Genomic DNA, 16,239 nt, shown 5'->3' with positions numbered 1-16,239 from the left:
CCGATTTTGCCAGAGCAAGCAGTTCGCGGCGATAGACCGATAGGCTAATGGCAGCCGTTAAAGCAGTGTGATCGAGCCGCCGGAGCCTACGCGTTGCCATGGCAGGCCCAGTACTAAAGCCTGAAGTTGCTCGGGAGCCAACTCCAGTTCAGAGCCTTGGCGAATACCTGGCCAGTGGAACTTGCCTTGGTTCAACCGGCGCGCCGCCAGCCATATTCCGAAGCCGTCATGCACCAGCACTTTCATGCGATTGGCGCGGCGGTTGGCGAACAGATAAGCACAGTGCGGCTTCGCCGCACCGAACACCGAGATCACCCTGGCCAATGCCGTCTCGGTACCGGCGCGCATGTCCATCGGCTCGGTGGCGAGCCAGATGGCATCGATGCGGATCAAAGAACAAGCCCTCGGACAAAGCGGGCGCATCCGTCAGGGTCGGAAGTTGGCCATTTCACGATGAGCGATTGCTCGCCAAGCGCCAGCGCAATGATCGCTGACGCTTCGGTCTTATGTTTTGGTTCAACCGGCGCGACTTTCAAAGGAATGAAAGCTGGCAGCGCGACTGCCTGCCGATCACGGTAAAGCGGTATCCACCGGCGAACGACATTGGCATTAATCCCGTGACTCATCGCAATAGCTGCCACGGAAACACCGGGCTGCTCGCACTCTTGAACGACTTGGGTCTTGAAGGATTTCGGGTATGACTTACGTTGGCGCATGACGATCCTGGCATTAAGGGTAATTGCGTCCGCTTAAAATACGCGGACACAATCGCCCTTATTGCTCGGGCTCGGAAGGCGTGTTCCCCGGCCCCTTACACATGAACAAAAACGAATTGATTTCAAAAGAATATTAGGCAAGCTCATGATGGCGTGCAGGTGCAGCGATGAGATCATCGGGGAGGCCCCTGTCGATCACCCCGGCTAAACCTTTCTTCGAGACCTTCTGCGATGATCCGCATCGACTCCGTCTGGCTCGCCAACGAGCCGATGGACATGCGCGCAGGCACCGAAACGGCATTAGCAAAAGTGATCGCGTTGTTCGGTGCGGCGCGCCGGTTGAACCAGAGCAAGTTTCACTGGCCTGACATTCGTCATGGCTCTGAAATGAAACTGGATGCTGATCACCTTCGACTCTGTAGTCGAACAGCAGCCTGCTGCTTAGCCCTTTGCTGCTCTCTGACCAAAGCCTGCTGCTCTATTCGAGTCTGTATTTGGGTGTAGAGCTGAGCCTGCTCGTTGTCGCGGTCGGCCACCGTAACCACCAGCGAATACTGTTCCTTTTCTGCAGCCGAAGGATTCCAGTCACGATCCTGCCTGACTACGACCACAAACCACTTCTCGCCGGGTTTCCCTTGTTTGAACGTCCAGCGAGAAGACTGAACCGTGCCGTGGTTTCTCATTTGGGCGGTAATGTCGCGATTTGTGTCCCTGGCCTCTTTGAGGACCTCCGTTGTCTTTTTCATCTCCTGGCTAAAGTGTTTCTGTACCTCCTCCAGCGAGTTGCCCGTGACCAAGCGGTAATAAATTTGGGTTGCCAGATATTCAATCCGGGTAGTACGGACTACTGGCGAGTAAGCCAGTGTTATTGAAAGCTCTCGGGTCCCTCGAGCGGAGCGCAAATAGTCCTCCGGCAACGGCAGTTCGAAGAATTGGCATCCGTCGTTCTCGATGGTTTCCTCTGACATCAACACCACGACGTTATCGGAAGACCTGAAAAGATCAGCCTCACTCACTACACCGTAGCCAGCCACATCCCTTTCTACATCACGATTCCAAGTCGCCTTCGCATTTTTGTAGCTCTTTCGAAACTCCTTCGAAAACGTCGAGGTGACCTTCTCCGGCAGATAAGCATGATTGACCAGCATTGCGCGAAGCATGTTCGCAGACGCCGCTGGATAAGCGTTCAGCAGGCGCCCGGCTAGGTGAGTGATGTACGGCGCCGCTAAGCTGGTCCCGCTGATTTCCTTAAAAACTGTATTCCCCCTCCACTGGTGGTTGAGCGTTAACACACCCAAACCTCGCATGTGTGGCGCCCATTGTGCGTTTGCTTGCCTCATAGGGCTTGCGAGATTGCCGCCGGCCGCAACGAGCTCGGGCTTAATCGCACCTTTTACAGACGGGCCATGCCGAGTGAAGGGCGATGGTTGATTTTCCGATGCAGGTGAGAGGTGGTAAATCTCCGGATACTTCTGGCTATCAATCGTAGAGTTGTGTCGGGAGATGCTCCCCACCGTCAACACCATCATTGCAGGTGCAGGGTCGATGATGGCGCTCTGGGCAGCGATTAGGTACTCAGGGTACTCGTCGCGCCAACTGTTGATTGGGACTGGTGGGCTTTCGGAGCCACAGAAATTGCCCGTAGAGACTACGAACAAGATGTTATACCGCCGGGAAAGTACATCCAGGATATAGGCTAGCCCTCTGACATGCGCACCATCGTAGGGAGCATTATTGTTGCCCAGCGAGAGGTTGAAGATCCGGCAGCCGAGTTCGACGAAATGCTCTACAGCCTTCGTCAGCGATACCTCGAGTGTGAGTTCGTCGTAGACCGCATTACCTGTATGCGGACATTTCTTCATGACTTTTCCATTGAAAAGCCAGAACTCCGGTTTCCAGAAATTCGAGCTGTTACAACCCTCCACGTCGCCATACAGGGCAACGCCGGCCACAGCGGTGCCGTGACCAGCTTCATCTGCATCACCCTCTTCATCGACAAACGAAGCGCTTTCAGCCATTGCAGGCTTCAGGAGGGGATGATTCCCGTTAATGCCGCTGTCTAGAATGCAGATGCGGGCCGCGTCACTAGGTGGTGGCGGGATGTTGAGAGGCAACTCATTGATGTCTCGGTTCATCTGTTGAATGCTGATGCCAGTGGCTGGGATGAGGTCCACCAAGCGAACATCGCGCTGGTTAAGTAGCAACTGTGCTTGTTCGGAGGTGACCTCGACCCGGTACATGAGCAGGCTGTCCAGATTGATTCTGTCGAGCTTTTTGATGTGCTCGGCGGCTAGCCAGGTTTCGAAAGACGTGGTCAGCTGAACACGACTTGGGTGATGCGCAACCTGAACAGGCCACAGCTCAACATCCAGTTTGAAGGTAGGGGTGTCCGGCAACCCTATGTTCCTGAGCGCCCAGCTCTTGCGATCTTCTGCTGACCAAGCATCTACACCCGCAATAGCTTCCAGAATCTGGCGATGGGTCAAGTTTGCGTCCATTGCACCAAGTTTTTGCAGATGAGCGGTAAATTTGGCCAAACCTTCTTCGCTCGCGAACACTACGCAGAGCTGCTTGCCTTCCTGGCTGACAAACTCTAACCCATGCGTATTCAGGTTGGCGAAGGTAAGCGCGCCTTCGTATTCAAGCTTGAGAACATAGGGAGATTGGGCTGAAGAGCCGATTTGCTTTTTGGCCAGTCCTTCGGCTGTGGCGAAGTATCCGTTGAGCTTTTGACCGTGACCGCGCCGATCCTCACGGGTGACGAAGTGAGGGGCGCTCTTCGTCCGACGCGAGTTATCCAAAACTTCCCGTGTGATGCTCAGGTGCTCGTAGGTCGCCACTGCTTCTTCCTTGATTTATTTAAGTTTTAAGACTTTCTGAGGTCCTCCCGCAAAAGAGCGCTTTTTAGCTCCTTGATGGTCAGAAACTCTTGCTCTCGCAGGATCATCCGCTTGGCGGCGCGGCGAATAATTCGCTCTATATCAGCGCCGCTCTTTCCATTAAATTCCTTTAATACTTCTTTGTCGTCAATCTCGAATTGACGACGGATGCCCCGCAGCTTCAGCAACAAGATCTCCTTCAGTTGCTTTTCTTCCGGAAGAGGAAACTCGATTGACTCATCGAATCGTCGCCAGATGGCAGAGTCTAAAATTTTCTCATGGTTAGTAGCAGCAAGGATCAAGCTACGACCTTCGTATGAGTCCATCATTTGAAGGACGGCGTTTACAACACGTCTCAGTTCGCCATGGTCGCCACTATCACCACGTTCTTTACCGATTGCATCGAACTCATCAAAGAGGACAACAAACGGATGTTGAGCAATAAAATCGAAGACCTTGCGTAGGTTGGCTGCCGTCTCGCCCAGGAAAGAGGACATCAACGCATCCAAGCGGACGATAGCTAAAGGTCGATCAAGCTCAAAGGCTACAACCTCTGCGGCTAGCGTCTTTCCGCAGCCGGGAGGGCCGAAGAAGATCACCTTGCCTGCGGGCTTCATGCCGTAGCTGCGCAGCACATCAGCACGCCGGTTCTCCTCGAGGATCTCCTCCAATGCAGCGGAACTGCTGGGAGGAAGTATCACTTCATCAAGGGACCGCTTTGGAGTTCTTATATCGAGCAGTGGTAAACCACGCTCCTTGTCTACGGGAACATCGTAGTGAACTCGCGGCGTATTACTGGATGCCTTGAGATTCAAATCGCTGCCGTAGAGGATCTGCTCCAGATCGTTAGCCAGAAGATGATGCTGCTTCTGCCGCTCCTCCTCAATAACCGCTTTAGAGGCAAGACGAAACGCATCGGCATCGCCAGCGGTACCTGCTCGGAACAGCTGACGAAGAATTTTTCCATTTGCCATAATCACCACCTTCTAAGCTATTGATTTATATACTTATGTAGATATCGACAATCCTGTCGCGACTACATAATTTCCAATAACTTGTCTCGCATTTTGATTTTCATAATCAGGCACTCCATTCCCAATTCAACATCTGTACACACACGCGCTAACACTCTGGAGCCTGGCAGCTAGCATGGCGGCGTAGCCTAGTTCATGTTGGAGTGGTCTTAAATGGCCCCTCACGAAATTCCGCCGAGCTGCAACCTGTCAACCCACCTCTCGACCGATTGCAAGAGCCATCCAAGATGGCAGTAACGACCGCACCGAGCTCAACGCATGCCAGTCGGTGGAAGTCAGCTGTTTACGTAGCGCTTCCATCACCTCACCTATACGCCGCTCTCCCAACCAAGCCAAGGCTCGAACTACAGCACCGGCGGTCGTAGAACCAAGCGCTAGCATCCAGCGGGGGGCGTGCCTGATCTCAGCCGATACTTCTCCAACTTGAAGCCTCCGAGCGCGCCCATTGGTGAGAAACGCGTCCCCACTCGGTACTTGCACCGACAGGCCCAGCATCTTTGCGGAACGAGCCCCATCAAGGGCGATCTTTTCCTGATTCTTCGAGGCTAGAGCACTGACAACCTTATCCATTGCCGGTGTTACATACCTACCTTGCTCAGTGACGGCTAGGTAAAGCCCACGAGTCGCACGAATTAGCTGTCCAGCCTTCGTCAATCGTGACAGCGCCTGATCTACGGCGGCCCGGCTTCCCAAGTGCAAGAACTCCTTGGCGCACACCAAGCCACCCTCAGGCAGAAGTCTGCTGTGCTCCAGGATCGATTCGGGGAGGGTCTTCATGGGCTTAACCAACTCTCGCAACTTTAATGTCAGAAGTCTGTTCCTATTTCTGACATTGGTCAATATTGATGACTCCCCAACCATAAATCGGCTCAACGTCTCTAAAAACGGTGGGCACGTCGTGCTGCAGTTGCTTCAGTCGGCGGCCTTACCAAACGGATGGGTAGCCAAACCGACAGCAAGCAGCAAGGCACGCTTAACAGCAATGACGGGGCGAACGTGTCCAGCACCAGGTAGCCAAGAAGGGCCACGCGCCTGAGCAGCCAGAACCGGTCGAGTAAGCAATACCATTCGTGGGCCGTACCCTGCGCACTGATCAACGGTAGAGGGAGCGTGCCACAGGGAATATTGAGAACGCCGTTAAAGCTCCGTACAGTGAAATTGTGACTAACGCCTGCTCGTGGCTTCACGTCCTCCCCAACTATCCATCTACAGCCGAGCGCCACGATAATTCTTGAATTTGCTGCTCAAAATCGAATGCAAACACGCGGTCAAGTTTGTGCAATTACGCAACTGCCGAGATTTAGTAACCAAGTACTGCTGCGCTATGACTCTGAGGGCCTCAAAATGACCATGCCGAATGAACGCACCCGGGCTGTCATCCAAACGGGAGAGTTTCTGCTCGAGCTATCCCGAGACTCCTCGTTGCCAGGGCGGATACGCCGTGACGCAAAGTTTCTCCTGCGTCACTACCCAGACCAGTTCCAGATGCTCCTTGCTGGACGGATCGAAGAATCATCAGATTCTGGCGTATCCCCGTCGGGTCCAGTCTTCAGTTCCTCAATCGAAAGCAGCTATCACTCACCTATCGTTTCCGCTGCTGAGCCCCCCCCAGATGAACGATTGGGATAGAGCCGTCGGAGCCATAGCCGCCGCTCGGAAAGTCGTATTTTTCACCGGGGCCGGCATCTCTGCAGAAAGCGGAATCCCGACATTTCGCGACAAGCTCACAGGCTTTTGGGAGAAGCACGACCCTGAAAAGTTGGAAACAGCACGGGCTTTTCGAGAGAACCCTCAACTGGTCTGGGGGTGGTACCTGTGGCGGCGTTCCCAAGCTGGCCAAGCCCAACCAAACGCCGCTCATCTTTCGATTAGCCGACTGGCGAATACCGGCATACAGGTTTCGGTGATCACTCAGAATATTGATGACCTGCACGAGCGCGCGGGATCTCAGAACGTCGCGCATTTGCACGGCAGCCTGATCAGTCCGATCTGCTTTGCCTGCAAGCGTCCGGCGGTACTCACGACTGACCAATTCCAAGTTTCTGCAGAAGGACAATGGGTAGAGCCGCCACGGTGTATCCGGTGCAATGGGAAACTCCGACCTGGAGTTGTGTGGTTTGGAGAGGATCTGCCTGCCGGAGCTTGGAAAGCAGCATTGGCTGACGTCAAAAATTGCGACGTTCTGATCTCGGTCGGGACTTCAGGAGTCGTCAGGCCTGCGGCGGATATTCCTGAAATCGCGTCGACATCTGGCGCGACGGTCATCCACGTCAACATTGCAAACGTGTGCCTAGGGGCTCCAAACGAGCTGATGCTCATGGGCTCGGCCGCACAGGTGTTGCCTGCGCTATTGCAGGCCACACCTTCGTCATAGGACTGACAGTGTCCCGGGAGGACACGCGACCGCTTTCGTAGCGCTTACCTTACAGTCACTCTGGGTTTAGGTGCCCCTTTGGACTCTGAGAGCTTTTCCGGGACATGAAGCTCATCTATCTCCTAAGCTTGAAAACATAATCAAAAAGAGGGAAACCTATGGAAGACGATCCCCGGCGCGCGTTGAGTTACAACGCCGCTGTTGAGGCTGGGCTGGAGCCTCGTTCGTACGAGTACAAGAATGTTCCCGAGGGTGTCTGGGCAGCACGGCTCGACTTTAAAGTTTGGTCAGATCGAACAGCCGCTGGCCACCTCCGGTGCTACTTCACATCGCTTGCTGACAATTGCCGTTATCTACTATCGGCGTTCCGACCAAAGCAGCCGGGCAGCCGACGCTACTCACCTAATGATGACGGGATTGATTTCTCACAGCAGGGATTAAACGGGCAGATATTTCTATTGGAGGTGGGTAGAAATGCCAAAGACAATGTTTCATGGATCGGTGCGGAGTTCGATGAAGATGATTAATGCACTACAGCTGGCCGCTGAGGGGCTTGCCTAGCATCTGCTCGGACGCCTTTTGGAAGGCCGGTCGAACGGTGAAAAAACATGTCTCCTTTCTTTCGCCAACTGCAATAACCAAAAGCCCGCCACTCTGTGGAGGGCTTTTTTAGTTCTCGGCAGAGTATCTGCTCGACTGAACGGTCCGCGCGGTCGGCACCAGGAGCGCTGCGCCATCAAGACTCTGATTAACCTAGATCTGTCGGGATTCGGCCCACATGGATCTTTTGCGGAACGTTCGGTTGGATAGAAAGGAGGTCGTGTCTTTGGCTGAGGCAGGGTTGATTAACTACTTCAAGCCGCACTACAACACTCTGATCAAAACGAACAATTTCTCGTCGAAGGACAAACTCAAGGTCCTGAAGCAGTTATTGAATAAAGGGATTGCCGGCCTGGTGCTGGAGCTCTGCTCGGTCAACCTACGGTCGCGGATCGGTACAGTTCACGCGGTGCCTATCGACCTAACCGAGATGATGCCAGATGAGGTTCTGGACGGGCGCAATCTTGAGGACGACGGCATGAAGGAGCAGTTGAAGCAAATGGCGCACACGCACTACGCCAGGTTTCCTCTCACCACCACTGAAGAAAGGAACACGTTCCTGCATGGCACTACCTTCGTCGGCCAGACCGAGGAGCCGTTGAACTGGTAGGTCTATGGCATGCTGGGGCTAGTTCATTCGCTAGCGCCACCGAAAACGCCTCATGACCGTTCGTACATCGGGCGTTTGCCGTACACAATTCCAAGCTGCCTGTTCTTTGTCCGTGAAGAGCAGGTATGTGCCCGCTAGAACTCGATTTTCTGGGTTGTCTGACCAGCTATTGAAATGCCTGTTTAGTCAAAGTTCTGAGAAATCAGTCGTTATGACTTTCGTGCCGCCAGTGGCATTTATTTCCGATTAGTTGCATCTATTTCCAAATGTCACACAATGGCGCCTTAGCAGAGGCTTGAGCCGTGTGCTGGGAAACTCGCATGCACGGTTCTTAGGGGGTTGGACGCGGGTAACCGCGTCTGACTACCCGACAATCAAATCCGGCCGTGGGCTCTTGGGCGCTCGAACTGGCTGTTCGCGGGCTCGTTACGCAGCGGTAAACGTGCGGCGGCGATCATGAGTTTGATCCAGTCGGCGCGGCTCAACGGACATGATCCGTATGCTTACTTGAAGGATGTTCTTACACGCCTGCCGACGCAGCGTGCGAGTGAGATAACCGAGCTGTTGCCGCACAGGTGGGCGCCCGTTTAATCACACAAGGTGTGTGGATTTTGATAATTAAAGCTGTCGCAGCGTAAGCATCCGCCGAAGTCACCTTGCGTGACTCAGGCGGGCATCCACCGATGCGGCAGCAGTTGATCAGTCTCACTGGCACGCTGCGTCGGCATGCACCAGCACTTTCATACGAGTGGCGTGGCGGTTGGCGAACAGATACTCATCCTCGACGAGGAATAGGGCGGCTCGGATTTCCGCCGCATCCCCAGTTGCTGATATCTCACTGACCCAAGGTGTTTTGACGTAAATAACTATTGTCTTTGGGTTTTTCGCGAGCTGAAGCAGGCCAGCGTCGCGTCGGCAACTAGGTCAAATCGGCTTCAGCGACTACATCTAATCCTCAATAACAAAAATGTGCCACCAGGCGCGTCCCGCAGCGCATTGTGGCTATGCTTCGGTTCGCTCCTGCGCTGGTCCAATAAGCTACTTTGTCCTATGGCTGAACGCGTTGCGGCAATTACTTTCAGCAATGAGCGTCTGTCTCGCCTGACAGGCGTGCTCAAGCTTCTATCTAAGTTGAACCTCTTTCTTGCTCATAGGCCTGTAACAGAAAATCAGTTACCTGCCACTGTACCTTCGAGGGGCAAGGGGCTTAAGGAATGTAACACCTCTTGAGGTTACCTTTTTCACGGAAAATTGCACGGCTCACACCTGGGGCAGAAACGCTACCGCATGGCACACCGCCCTCCGCTGCCCCATCCGCTAGGATGAGCGTCTGATCGAGCAATGCGATAAGCTGGGATCATCTAACTAGGAGCTGCACATGTCCAAACTGGCTGAATTCCGCGAACTTGAAAAACACCTGGCCGAACAACTGGCCGCCTTGGAAACACTTAAGGGTGACTCCGGCTTGCAACGCGAAATTGAATTCGAGCAAAAACTGCGCGAGCTTCTCGCTGAATACAGCTATAGCTTGCGTAACATTGTCGCCCTGCTCGATCCGAACGCATCGACTCGTCGTGGCCCAGTAGGCCTGGCGGCTCCCGAGAAAATCACCCGACGTGCACGTCAAATCAAGCAGTACACCAATCCGCACACCAGTGAAGTGATTGAAACCAAGGGTGGTAATCATAAGCAACTGAAAGAATGGAAAGCCGAGTACGGCGCTGAGACCGTTGAGTCTTGGCTGAAGGCATAAACCCTGCGCACTGCTTTTGTCACAAGAAAAGGCCCTGATGGGGCCTTTTTTAGCTCGAATAAGGGCTGCTGCTACTCCTCGCTGCCTGGATCTCAATGCCTATCCAGTCGTGGTGTTTGCCGCCGCAAATCGGCGACTCTCCGGAGCACTCCTGAGCAGACATACATGAGTCATTTGGCTGAGACACGCCACAACTGATCCAGCCTGGTCGTATAGCTTTGACTCATCAATTCTCGACGCATGCCCCAGTCAGGAGCGGTAGGGACACTTCCTGTGCGCAGCGTCCCCCTCCCCCAGCGCCCATTGATCTGATCCAGTACCGCCATTAACCGCTGCGAAGCTTCCGGCTGCGACTCAGCAAAGAGGTCATCCGTGTACTCGCCGTGCTGGCAAAGGTTGAGTAACAGCACCTCAGCTTTGCTGTAGCGAAACCCCGGTCGGTAGATCCGGTCCACTGCTTCGACGGCCATCCGGGTCATTAGCCGAACATCATCGGTAGGGTAAGGCAGTTCGACCAAGGCTCCGTTGGCATACTCGGCTTCGTCAGGATTGAACATGCCGGTTCGGATGCTGATCCGCATCTTCTTACACAATGATTTCTGCGCTCGGAGTTTTTCCGAGGCTCGCATCAGGTAGGTGGCCACCGCCTCCTTGATTGACGCAGGATCACTAAGTCGCTTACCGAACGCCCGACTGCAGCAGATCTCCTGCTTGGGAGGATCGACCTCATCCAGCTCCAGGCAAGGTGTGCCGGCCAGCTCGCGGGCAGTCTTCTCGATAACCACGCTGAATTTGTTGCGCAACATGGTCGGGTCAGCATTAGCCAGGTCCATCGCCGTCAGAATCTTCATCCCTTCCAGGTGAAGCTTCATGCGTCTACCTACGCCCCATACTTCGGCCACATCCGTTTTTCGCAGTACCCAGTCTCGTGTATTCGCATCACACAGATTCACCACGCCGCCGGTCCGGCTTTGGTAAATTTTCGCCGCATGGTTGGCCAGCTTTGAGAGGGTCTTGGTGTGAGCAATACCGACCCCCACAGGAATGCCCGTACCGCGATAGACCAAAGACCGAATACGACGCCCGAGCGCAGTTAGATCACCCGGCACACCGGTCAGATCGGCAAAGGCTTCATCAATGTAAAGGAAAGATGTCAATCCATGGACATCGGTTTGAATGAATATTTGTGAGGGTTTAGATCAGGTGTCCGATGTCCATAGACCACACGCATTTTTCACAGAAATGGATCACGTGGTGTCCATGGCAAATACGCGAATTTTGTGGCGAAGAAAGCTAGCGTGACCAAGATGAGCCCGCTCCAATAGTCCAAAGCTCATCCAACCTGGTTGTATAACTGGGGCTCTTAAGCTCTCTCCTCATACCCCATTCAGGTGATACAGGGACGCTGGCAGTCCGCAATGTACACCGTATCTGTAAAGCATGAGCACTGTGCTGGAGGCGCTAGCTGGACATCCTGACCACGTAGCAGCTGTAAATTACGGGCAGCAGTCGACCCAATGCAGCCCTCCGGCACCGGAAGAAATCCGCCAGAGATGGTCGCTCGCTATCTAAGAACTTGGGAGGGGGGAGATTCATCCAGCAATAATAATTCAGTCGGAAATCAGAGACTGCCGTGGGCTCTTGGACGCTAGGACTGCTTGCTTGCTGGATCGCAACGTATCGGCAAACGGGCGGCGGCGATCATGAGTTTGATTTACTCATGCGTGTATGAATGGGCATGATCCGAATGCTTATCTGAAGGACATGCTGACTCGTTTTCCGACACAGCGGGCCAGTGAAATCGGGCAACTGCTACCAGCGATGTGGTCGCCTGCCTAACCACCCTGCTTCTTCTGGGTCACTGTGCCCTTCAGCAAAATCAACAGCAACTCAATCATTGCTGTCTGGGGTACTGCCGGTGAGTCTTGTCCAGTTGCCATGAGCAAATTTTGCCTGGGCGCTGGCAGTGAGTCCGCAATTTTCCAGGAAACGTCTGGCATCGCCGCCAGGGCGGTACTGATATGGAAAGTCAGTTGAAAACAACAGACGATCCTCTCCAACAACCTCACGGGCTCGCGCCAAGTAATGCGGAAGGAACATGCCGCTGGCGGTCAGGTATAAATTTCTGCGCAAGTAAGTGGACATCGAATGAGCCAATCCACTAACGCCATCCATCGCCGCCAGTCGCTCTGCGTAGAACACCACCAACTCACCCCAGTGCCCCAGAATCACCTGAAGGTCAGGTAACCGATCAAATAAACCAGAGAGAATAAGCCTGACAAATTGTATCCCGGCATCATAGTGCCAACCCAGCCCATAAGTCGCAAAGGCGGCATCGACTTGAGGTTCAAACCCCGAATAGTAAGCGTCTCTGACGGCCACTGCCGGGACGCGAGGATGAAGCAGGATCGGCACTCTCAGCGTATGCGCGCAGTAAAAGATAGGCATAAGGTCTGGATGGTCAAGGTTGCGAACCCCCACCCTGCCGCACAACATCGTACCCTTGAAACCCAGCGTCCTGACACACCGATCCAGCTCCTGCGCCGCTTCCTCCGGCATAGTGACAGGGAGGGTCGCTAATGCTTGAAACCGTGTGGGATGTCGTGCGACGGCTTCGGCCAATAGATCATTCGCGCGTCGTGCAATCGCGACGCTCTCAGCGCCGAAATCATGTAGCCCAGGCGTAGTCAGCGACAAAACTTGAACGTCCAGGCCGGTTTCGTCCATCAGCACGAGGCGCTTTTCAGCTAAATCCAAGAGGCGGCCCTCGATTGCCCCCGAATGAAACGCCACGCTCGGATCGAGGGCCTCCAGTTGGAGTGAATGCCAGGCATCGCGTATTTCGACAGTCAGGAAGTGCTCTTCTATTCCAATCAGCTTCATTGAATATCTCGCTTGGCACACATGCGCTTGCGCTGCATAAGACGCGAGTGCGAGGCGCTGTGATAAGTGATCACCATGGGACGGTTTTACCTTCCCGGTCGATATACCGCAGCCCTTGCTTGCCTTGCTGTGAGAGCAGCGTGCTGACGATTTTCGGGACGGTTTCCTCCAGGCCGAATGGCGCGTTTGGCCCTCCGAGTGCTGTACGGATCCAGCCTGGCGCCAATAACACCAAGGCCCGAGGGTCTTCGGCGTGCCGTGCAGCATAACTGCGCACATACATGTTCAATGCTGCCTTGCTCCCGCGATAAACCTCGTGGCCTCCTTTCTCGTTATTACTCACGCTACCTTGTCCCGACGACATGATGCCGATCAGCCCGCTTGCAGGTACCAAGGATTGCAGGCCTTCGATCACACGCATTGGACTCAGTGCATTGGTAATCATGACGCGAACAAAATCGTCCGTTGCCACTTCTGCAATCGTTTCGTCCTGGTTGTGATTGGCAGTGCCCGCATTGACGAAGAGCATATCGAAGCTTCTTGTGGCAAGACGTCCCCTTAGCGCTTCAATTTCGTCGGGTTGGGTGATGTCCAGAGACTCGATCTCGACACGGCCTTTGTGTTCAGCGGCCAAGTCATGCAACTGCGTGGCAGTACCTCGGGTCGTACCGACTACGTTCCAGCCTCTCTTCAGGAACTCAGCAGCCATGGCATGGCCAATGCCGCGTGATGCGCCGATGATGAGGAGTGTACAAGGCGGGGTGGTTAATTCATTTGTGGACATGATTCATGTCTCCAGTGTTCGTTGCAATCACCTTGACTATAGGGGGGAGACACAAAAAGCGGTAGACGCAAGAAAATCACAATATAGTTGCATATAACGCCTTATACGATATGCCTATTAAAGCGGGATTTCCATGAGCGACACTGATCTGAATCTTCTCCTGGCCCTTGATATGTTGCTTGCCGAATGCAGCGTAACCCTTGCTGCACAACGGTTGAGTCTCAGTACCTCGGCCATGAGTCGCACGCTTACGCGCTTACGCGCTTACGTGCGGTAACTGGCGACCCTCTACTCGTGCGCGCAGGACGAGGATTGGTTCCTACGCCTCGCGCCATAGAAATGCGTGATCAGGTTCACGAGTTGACCCGTGATGCCAGGGCCATTTTGCGACCGCAGGTCAGTGACGTTGACATGGCATCGGTCGAGGGTACGTTCACCATTCGTGCCAGCCAGTCATTTATGGAGTGGCTTTCTGGCCCGGTGGTGAAGGCCGTTCTTGAAGTGGCTCCACGCATCTGTCTGCGTTTCGAGGGGAAACCTAACAACGACGCACAACCGCTTCGTGACGGTTCAGTCGACCTGGAGATCGGTCGGATCGGAACGTCCGCCCCCGAGATTCGCACCCGCGCCCTTTTCCACGATCACTACGTCGGCGTGGCGCGGATCGGTCATCCGATTCTGGAAAACAAGCAGGTCACCCTAGAGCAGTTTGCCGCCTGCAATCACGTCGTCGCGTTGCAGGAAGGGGACGCGATCAGGTCGCTCACTGGCGCACTGGAGCGCATCGATTTGACGCGAAACGTCACGGTCGTGGTACCCGGATATCCAGACGCGATGAGGATTGCACGCCAATCAGAGCTGATCGCTATCGTGCCTGGATCCTGCCTGGTTGATCCTGCTTCAGTGAATGGCTGTTCGACCTTGGGCAACTTCAATCTCCCGTCGCCTGTTGCGACCTTCAAGATATCGGCACTTTGGCATCCCCGCATGGACGCTGACCCTGTCCACCGCAGGCTGAGGGATATCATCATTTCGACGTGCCATGCGGTGTATTCACATGAGCCTCTATCAAAACCTGAATACTGAGTTTCGTGCGGGCCCCTGACCGTAGCGGGGCGAACGGCCGCTTTGGGCCCAGAGTGTGTAAAAACACTTGGCCAAAATTGAAGTGGGCGCGTCTACGTTAAATCTGAAATTTATCGGCACGTCAGCAGATGTGGATTTCGCGTAGAAACGCGATTTCCAGTCCGGTTTTGAGTACCTGTCGCGCTCAAAAACGTTTTTACACAGTCTCGGTTGTACGGTACCGGACATGGCAAGGACGGCCAACATCGCGGGCTGCAGCCCAGGCATGCTCGGCTTGCGGTTGCCGCAGCAGTGGCATTTATCGATTTCGTGTCGGAAACTCATCGATACCGAGAGGCTTCCGAGCCGCAGAGGTAAAGAGCTTGTCAGATCCGCTGTTTGATGGACCCGATGGGCATAGCCTCGACCGGCTCGCTTCCAGCCAGACGCTTCTAGATACCCCTGCGGGCTGGCGCCCACTGTGGCCGAGAAACAACTTAACGCGGTGTCCGAAATTAGTTGGCCACTACAGTCTCCTTCTACTGCAGCGCGAAGCTGTCTAATATTAAGTGCCGCGTTTCGCGCGAAAGCGGCCTCGACTTTTGCCTTGATACCTTTGCCCGACAATCGCTAAGCTTGGTCGCTTCTCCGTCGATTTGATGTCCAAAACGCATATTAATTGCCAGACATGAGGATGAAGGGCCATTGATTAATCAGAAATTAAACCCCTCAGTTGCCTGGATCAGCAGCTCTTCAACCATGCTGGTGCCTACCGTAGTAGAGAGCAAGGCAAGCGGGCACTTTCCGGATAGGCGAACGTGAGGCTGTTTTAGCCAACGCTCTGATTTATCATCATTTCCGGCGAACAACGCTGCCATAGTCGCAAGTATATGGCATATACGGAATAAACGATCGCTCTCAGCTACCGTCAGCCGCTGACCGCGAGCCAATCTCGACCGAAGGGTTTCGAGAGGGAGAATTGTGTCCCGTGACTGTGAATCTAATGAACCAATATCACATAAGGTTTGAACAGTGGAGGCAGGGAACCCGGTTTCAATCGCATGGTGAATCTGTTGACCGGTCGCGTGGACAGGGATTTGCAGAAGCAGTTCTAGCTTGCTCCTGTAGACACCATACGCTGACTCGCCCAAGACCTCTGCAAACATGAGACACCTATGTTGATGTCGACTGACCAACCGATGCATTAGTCGCGACTATGTCCAACGCATCATTGATAAACACAGTGGCCGATCCTAACTAGAAAATCGTCGACCAATCCAAAGCCCGCAGGATTTAATAGCATTCGAAGAGGGGTTTCCCCGTCGAGCCCCAATGCAGGACTCACGATCTAACTCTGCGCATCTTCTGAGCTACCAAATACCACCGTCGCTTTTGCCTGTATTTCGGCAAAACGGAAGAGCCGAGCGCTCTGGTCGGGGCTTAACTGACGGTCAGACTTTTGACGCCGGCGGTGCAGTGAACGCGACGAAAATCCGAGCACTTGGTGAAGTATTCGCCCATCCCGGAGAATGCCAAATCTG

The 16,239-nt window shown here is 54.1% G+C and carries 17 protein-coding genes and 3 pseudogenes; 10 read left to right on the top strand and 10 right to left on the bottom strand.

Annotated elements, in window-relative coordinates; genetic code table 11:
- Window positions 1–57 precede the first annotated feature (57 nt).
- The 5 genes from tnpB to AABC73_RS25475 all read right to left on the bottom strand — a co-directional run bounded on the left by tnpB (window position 58) and on the right by AABC73_RS25475 (window position 5,406).
- Complete coding sequence (tnpB, locus tag AABC73_RS25495) at window positions 58–393, bottom strand: IS66 family insertion sequence element accessory protein TnpB (protein WP_230000024.1); 336 nt, start codon at window positions 391–393, stop codon at window positions 58–60.
- On the bottom strand, window positions 390–716 hold the full coding sequence (locus AABC73_RS25490) for a transposase (protein ID WP_341521453.1): 327 nt from the start codon (window positions 714–716) through the stop codon (window positions 390–392). Before AABC73_RS25490 ends, tnpB begins: the two co-directional genes overlap by 4 nt.
- Before the next feature lie 404 nt (window positions 717–1,120).
- On the bottom strand, window positions 1,121–3,556 hold the full coding sequence (locus AABC73_RS25485) for a S8 family peptidase (RefSeq protein WP_341521452.1): 2,436 nt from the start codon (window positions 3,554–3,556) through the stop codon (window positions 1,121–1,123).
- 26 nt (window positions 3,557–3,582) lie between these two features.
- Window positions 3,583–4,569: an ATP-binding protein gene (locus AABC73_RS25480; RefSeq protein ID WP_341521451.1), complete on the bottom strand. Its 987-nt coding sequence runs from the start codon at window positions 4,567–4,569 to the stop codon at window positions 3,583–3,585.
- 249 nt (window positions 4,570–4,818) lie between these two features.
- Window positions 4,819–5,406, bottom strand: a complete 588-nt coding sequence (locus tag AABC73_RS25475) for a DUF6088 family protein (protein ID WP_341521450.1) — start codon at window positions 5,404–5,406, stop codon at window positions 4,819–4,821.
- A gap of 477 nt (window positions 5,407–5,883) precedes the next feature.
- Between AABC73_RS25475 and AABC73_RS25470 the strand changes: the two genes are divergently transcribed.
- The 6 genes and pseudogenes from AABC73_RS25470 to AABC73_RS25445 all read left to right on the top strand — a co-directional run bounded on the left by AABC73_RS25470 (window position 5,884) and on the right by AABC73_RS25445 (window position 9,966).
- The gene (locus AABC73_RS25470; protein WP_341521449.1) at window positions 5,884–6,258 is read left to right on the top strand and encodes a BPSL0761 family protein; all 375 of its coding nucleotides are present in this window, start codon (window positions 5,884–5,886) and stop codon (window positions 6,256–6,258) included.
- A complete protein-coding gene (locus AABC73_RS25465) occupies window positions 6,242–7,003 on the top strand; it encodes an NAD-dependent deacylase (protein WP_341521448.1) in 762 nt (253 codons plus the stop codon). The genes AABC73_RS25470 and AABC73_RS25465 overlap by 17 nt, the downstream gene beginning before the upstream one ends.
- Window positions 7,004–7,161: 158 nt before the next feature.
- Entirely contained in the window at window positions 7,162–7,530 is a 369-nt protein-coding gene (locus AABC73_RS25460; RefSeq protein WP_341521447.1) for a hypothetical protein, read from the top strand.
- Window positions 7,531–7,823: 293 nt separating this feature from the next.
- Window positions 7,824–8,213: a hypothetical protein gene (locus tag AABC73_RS25455; protein ID WP_341521446.1), complete on the top strand. Its 390-nt coding sequence runs from the start codon at window positions 7,824–7,826 to the stop codon at window positions 8,211–8,213.
- Window positions 8,214–8,582: 369 nt separating this feature from the next.
- Window positions 8,583–8,804: pseudogene (locus tag AABC73_RS25450) on the top strand (transposase domain-containing protein); the annotation flags it as partial.
- A gap of 787 nt (window positions 8,805–9,591) precedes the next feature.
- Window positions 9,592–9,966, top strand: a complete 375-nt coding sequence (locus tag AABC73_RS25445; protein ID WP_341521445.1) for a histone-like nucleoid-structuring protein, MvaT/MvaU family — start codon at window positions 9,592–9,594, stop codon at window positions 9,964–9,966.
- A gap of 170 nt (window positions 9,967–10,136) precedes the next feature.
- Here AABC73_RS25445 and AABC73_RS25440 read toward each other — a convergent pair whose 3' ends face one another.
- Both AABC73_RS25440 and AABC73_RS25435 read right to left on the bottom strand, forming a co-directional pair.
- Window positions 10,137–11,123: a DUF4113 domain-containing protein gene (locus AABC73_RS25440; RefSeq protein ID WP_341521444.1), complete on the bottom strand. Its 987-nt coding sequence runs from the start codon at window positions 11,121–11,123 to the stop codon at window positions 10,137–10,139.
- Between the two features lie 136 nt (window positions 11,124–11,259).
- Window positions 11,260–11,394 (bottom strand): annotated as a pseudogene (locus AABC73_RS25435) (DUF4113 domain-containing protein); the annotation flags it as partial.
- A 173-nt stretch (window positions 11,395–11,567) separates the two neighbouring features.
- Here AABC73_RS25435 and AABC73_RS25430 point away from each other — a divergent pair.
- Window positions 11,568–11,805, top strand: a pseudogene (locus AABC73_RS25430) (transposase domain-containing protein); the annotation flags it as partial.
- A gap of 51 nt (window positions 11,806–11,856) precedes the next feature.
- On the opposite strand, the gene AABC73_RS25425 reads toward AABC73_RS25430, so the two are convergent.
- Together AABC73_RS25425 and AABC73_RS25420 are read right to left on the bottom strand one after the other, a co-directional pair.
- Window positions 11,857–12,849: an amidohydrolase family protein gene (locus tag AABC73_RS25425; RefSeq protein ID WP_341521443.1), complete on the bottom strand. Its 993-nt coding sequence runs from the start codon at window positions 12,847–12,849 to the stop codon at window positions 11,857–11,859.
- Window positions 12,850–12,919: 70 nt separating this feature from the next.
- Entirely contained in the window at window positions 12,920–13,633 is a 714-nt protein-coding gene (locus AABC73_RS25420; protein WP_341521442.1) for an SDR family oxidoreductase, read from the bottom strand.
- A gap of 133 nt (window positions 13,634–13,766) precedes the next feature.
- On the opposite strand from AABC73_RS25420, the gene AABC73_RS25415 reads away from it, so the two are divergent.
- The 3 genes from AABC73_RS25415 (at window position 13,767) to AABC73_RS25405 (ending at window position 15,076) form a co-directional block, all read left to right on the top strand.
- On the top strand, window positions 13,767–13,910 hold the full coding sequence (locus AABC73_RS25415; protein WP_341521441.1) for a LysR family transcriptional regulator: 144 nt from the start codon (window positions 13,767–13,769) through the stop codon (window positions 13,908–13,910).
- Between the two features lie 62 nt (window positions 13,911–13,972).
- Complete coding sequence (locus AABC73_RS25410; protein WP_341521440.1) at window positions 13,973–14,719, top strand: LysR substrate-binding domain-containing protein; 747 nt, start codon at window positions 13,973–13,975, stop codon at window positions 14,717–14,719.
- 210 nt (window positions 14,720–14,929) lie between these two features.
- Entirely contained in the window at window positions 14,930–15,076 is a 147-nt protein-coding gene (locus AABC73_RS25405; protein ID WP_341521439.1) for an abortive infection family protein, read from the top strand.
- 335 nt (window positions 15,077–15,411) lie between these two features.
- On the opposite strand, the gene AABC73_RS25400 is transcribed toward AABC73_RS25405, so the two are convergent.
- The gene (locus tag AABC73_RS25400) at window positions 15,412–15,864 is read right to left on the bottom strand and encodes an antitoxin Xre/MbcA/ParS toxin-binding domain-containing protein (protein WP_341521438.1); all 453 of its coding nucleotides are present in this window, start codon (window positions 15,862–15,864) and stop codon (window positions 15,412–15,414) included.
- Window positions 15,865–16,239: the final 375 nt, after the last annotated feature.

It is taken from the genome of Pseudomonas sp. G.S.17 (genome assembly GCF_038096165.1).
In the GTDB taxonomy this organism is placed as follows: domain Bacteria; phylum Pseudomonadota; class Gammaproteobacteria; order Pseudomonadales; family Pseudomonadaceae; genus Aquipseudomonas.
This window is presented reverse-complemented; position numbering and strand designations above follow the sequence as displayed.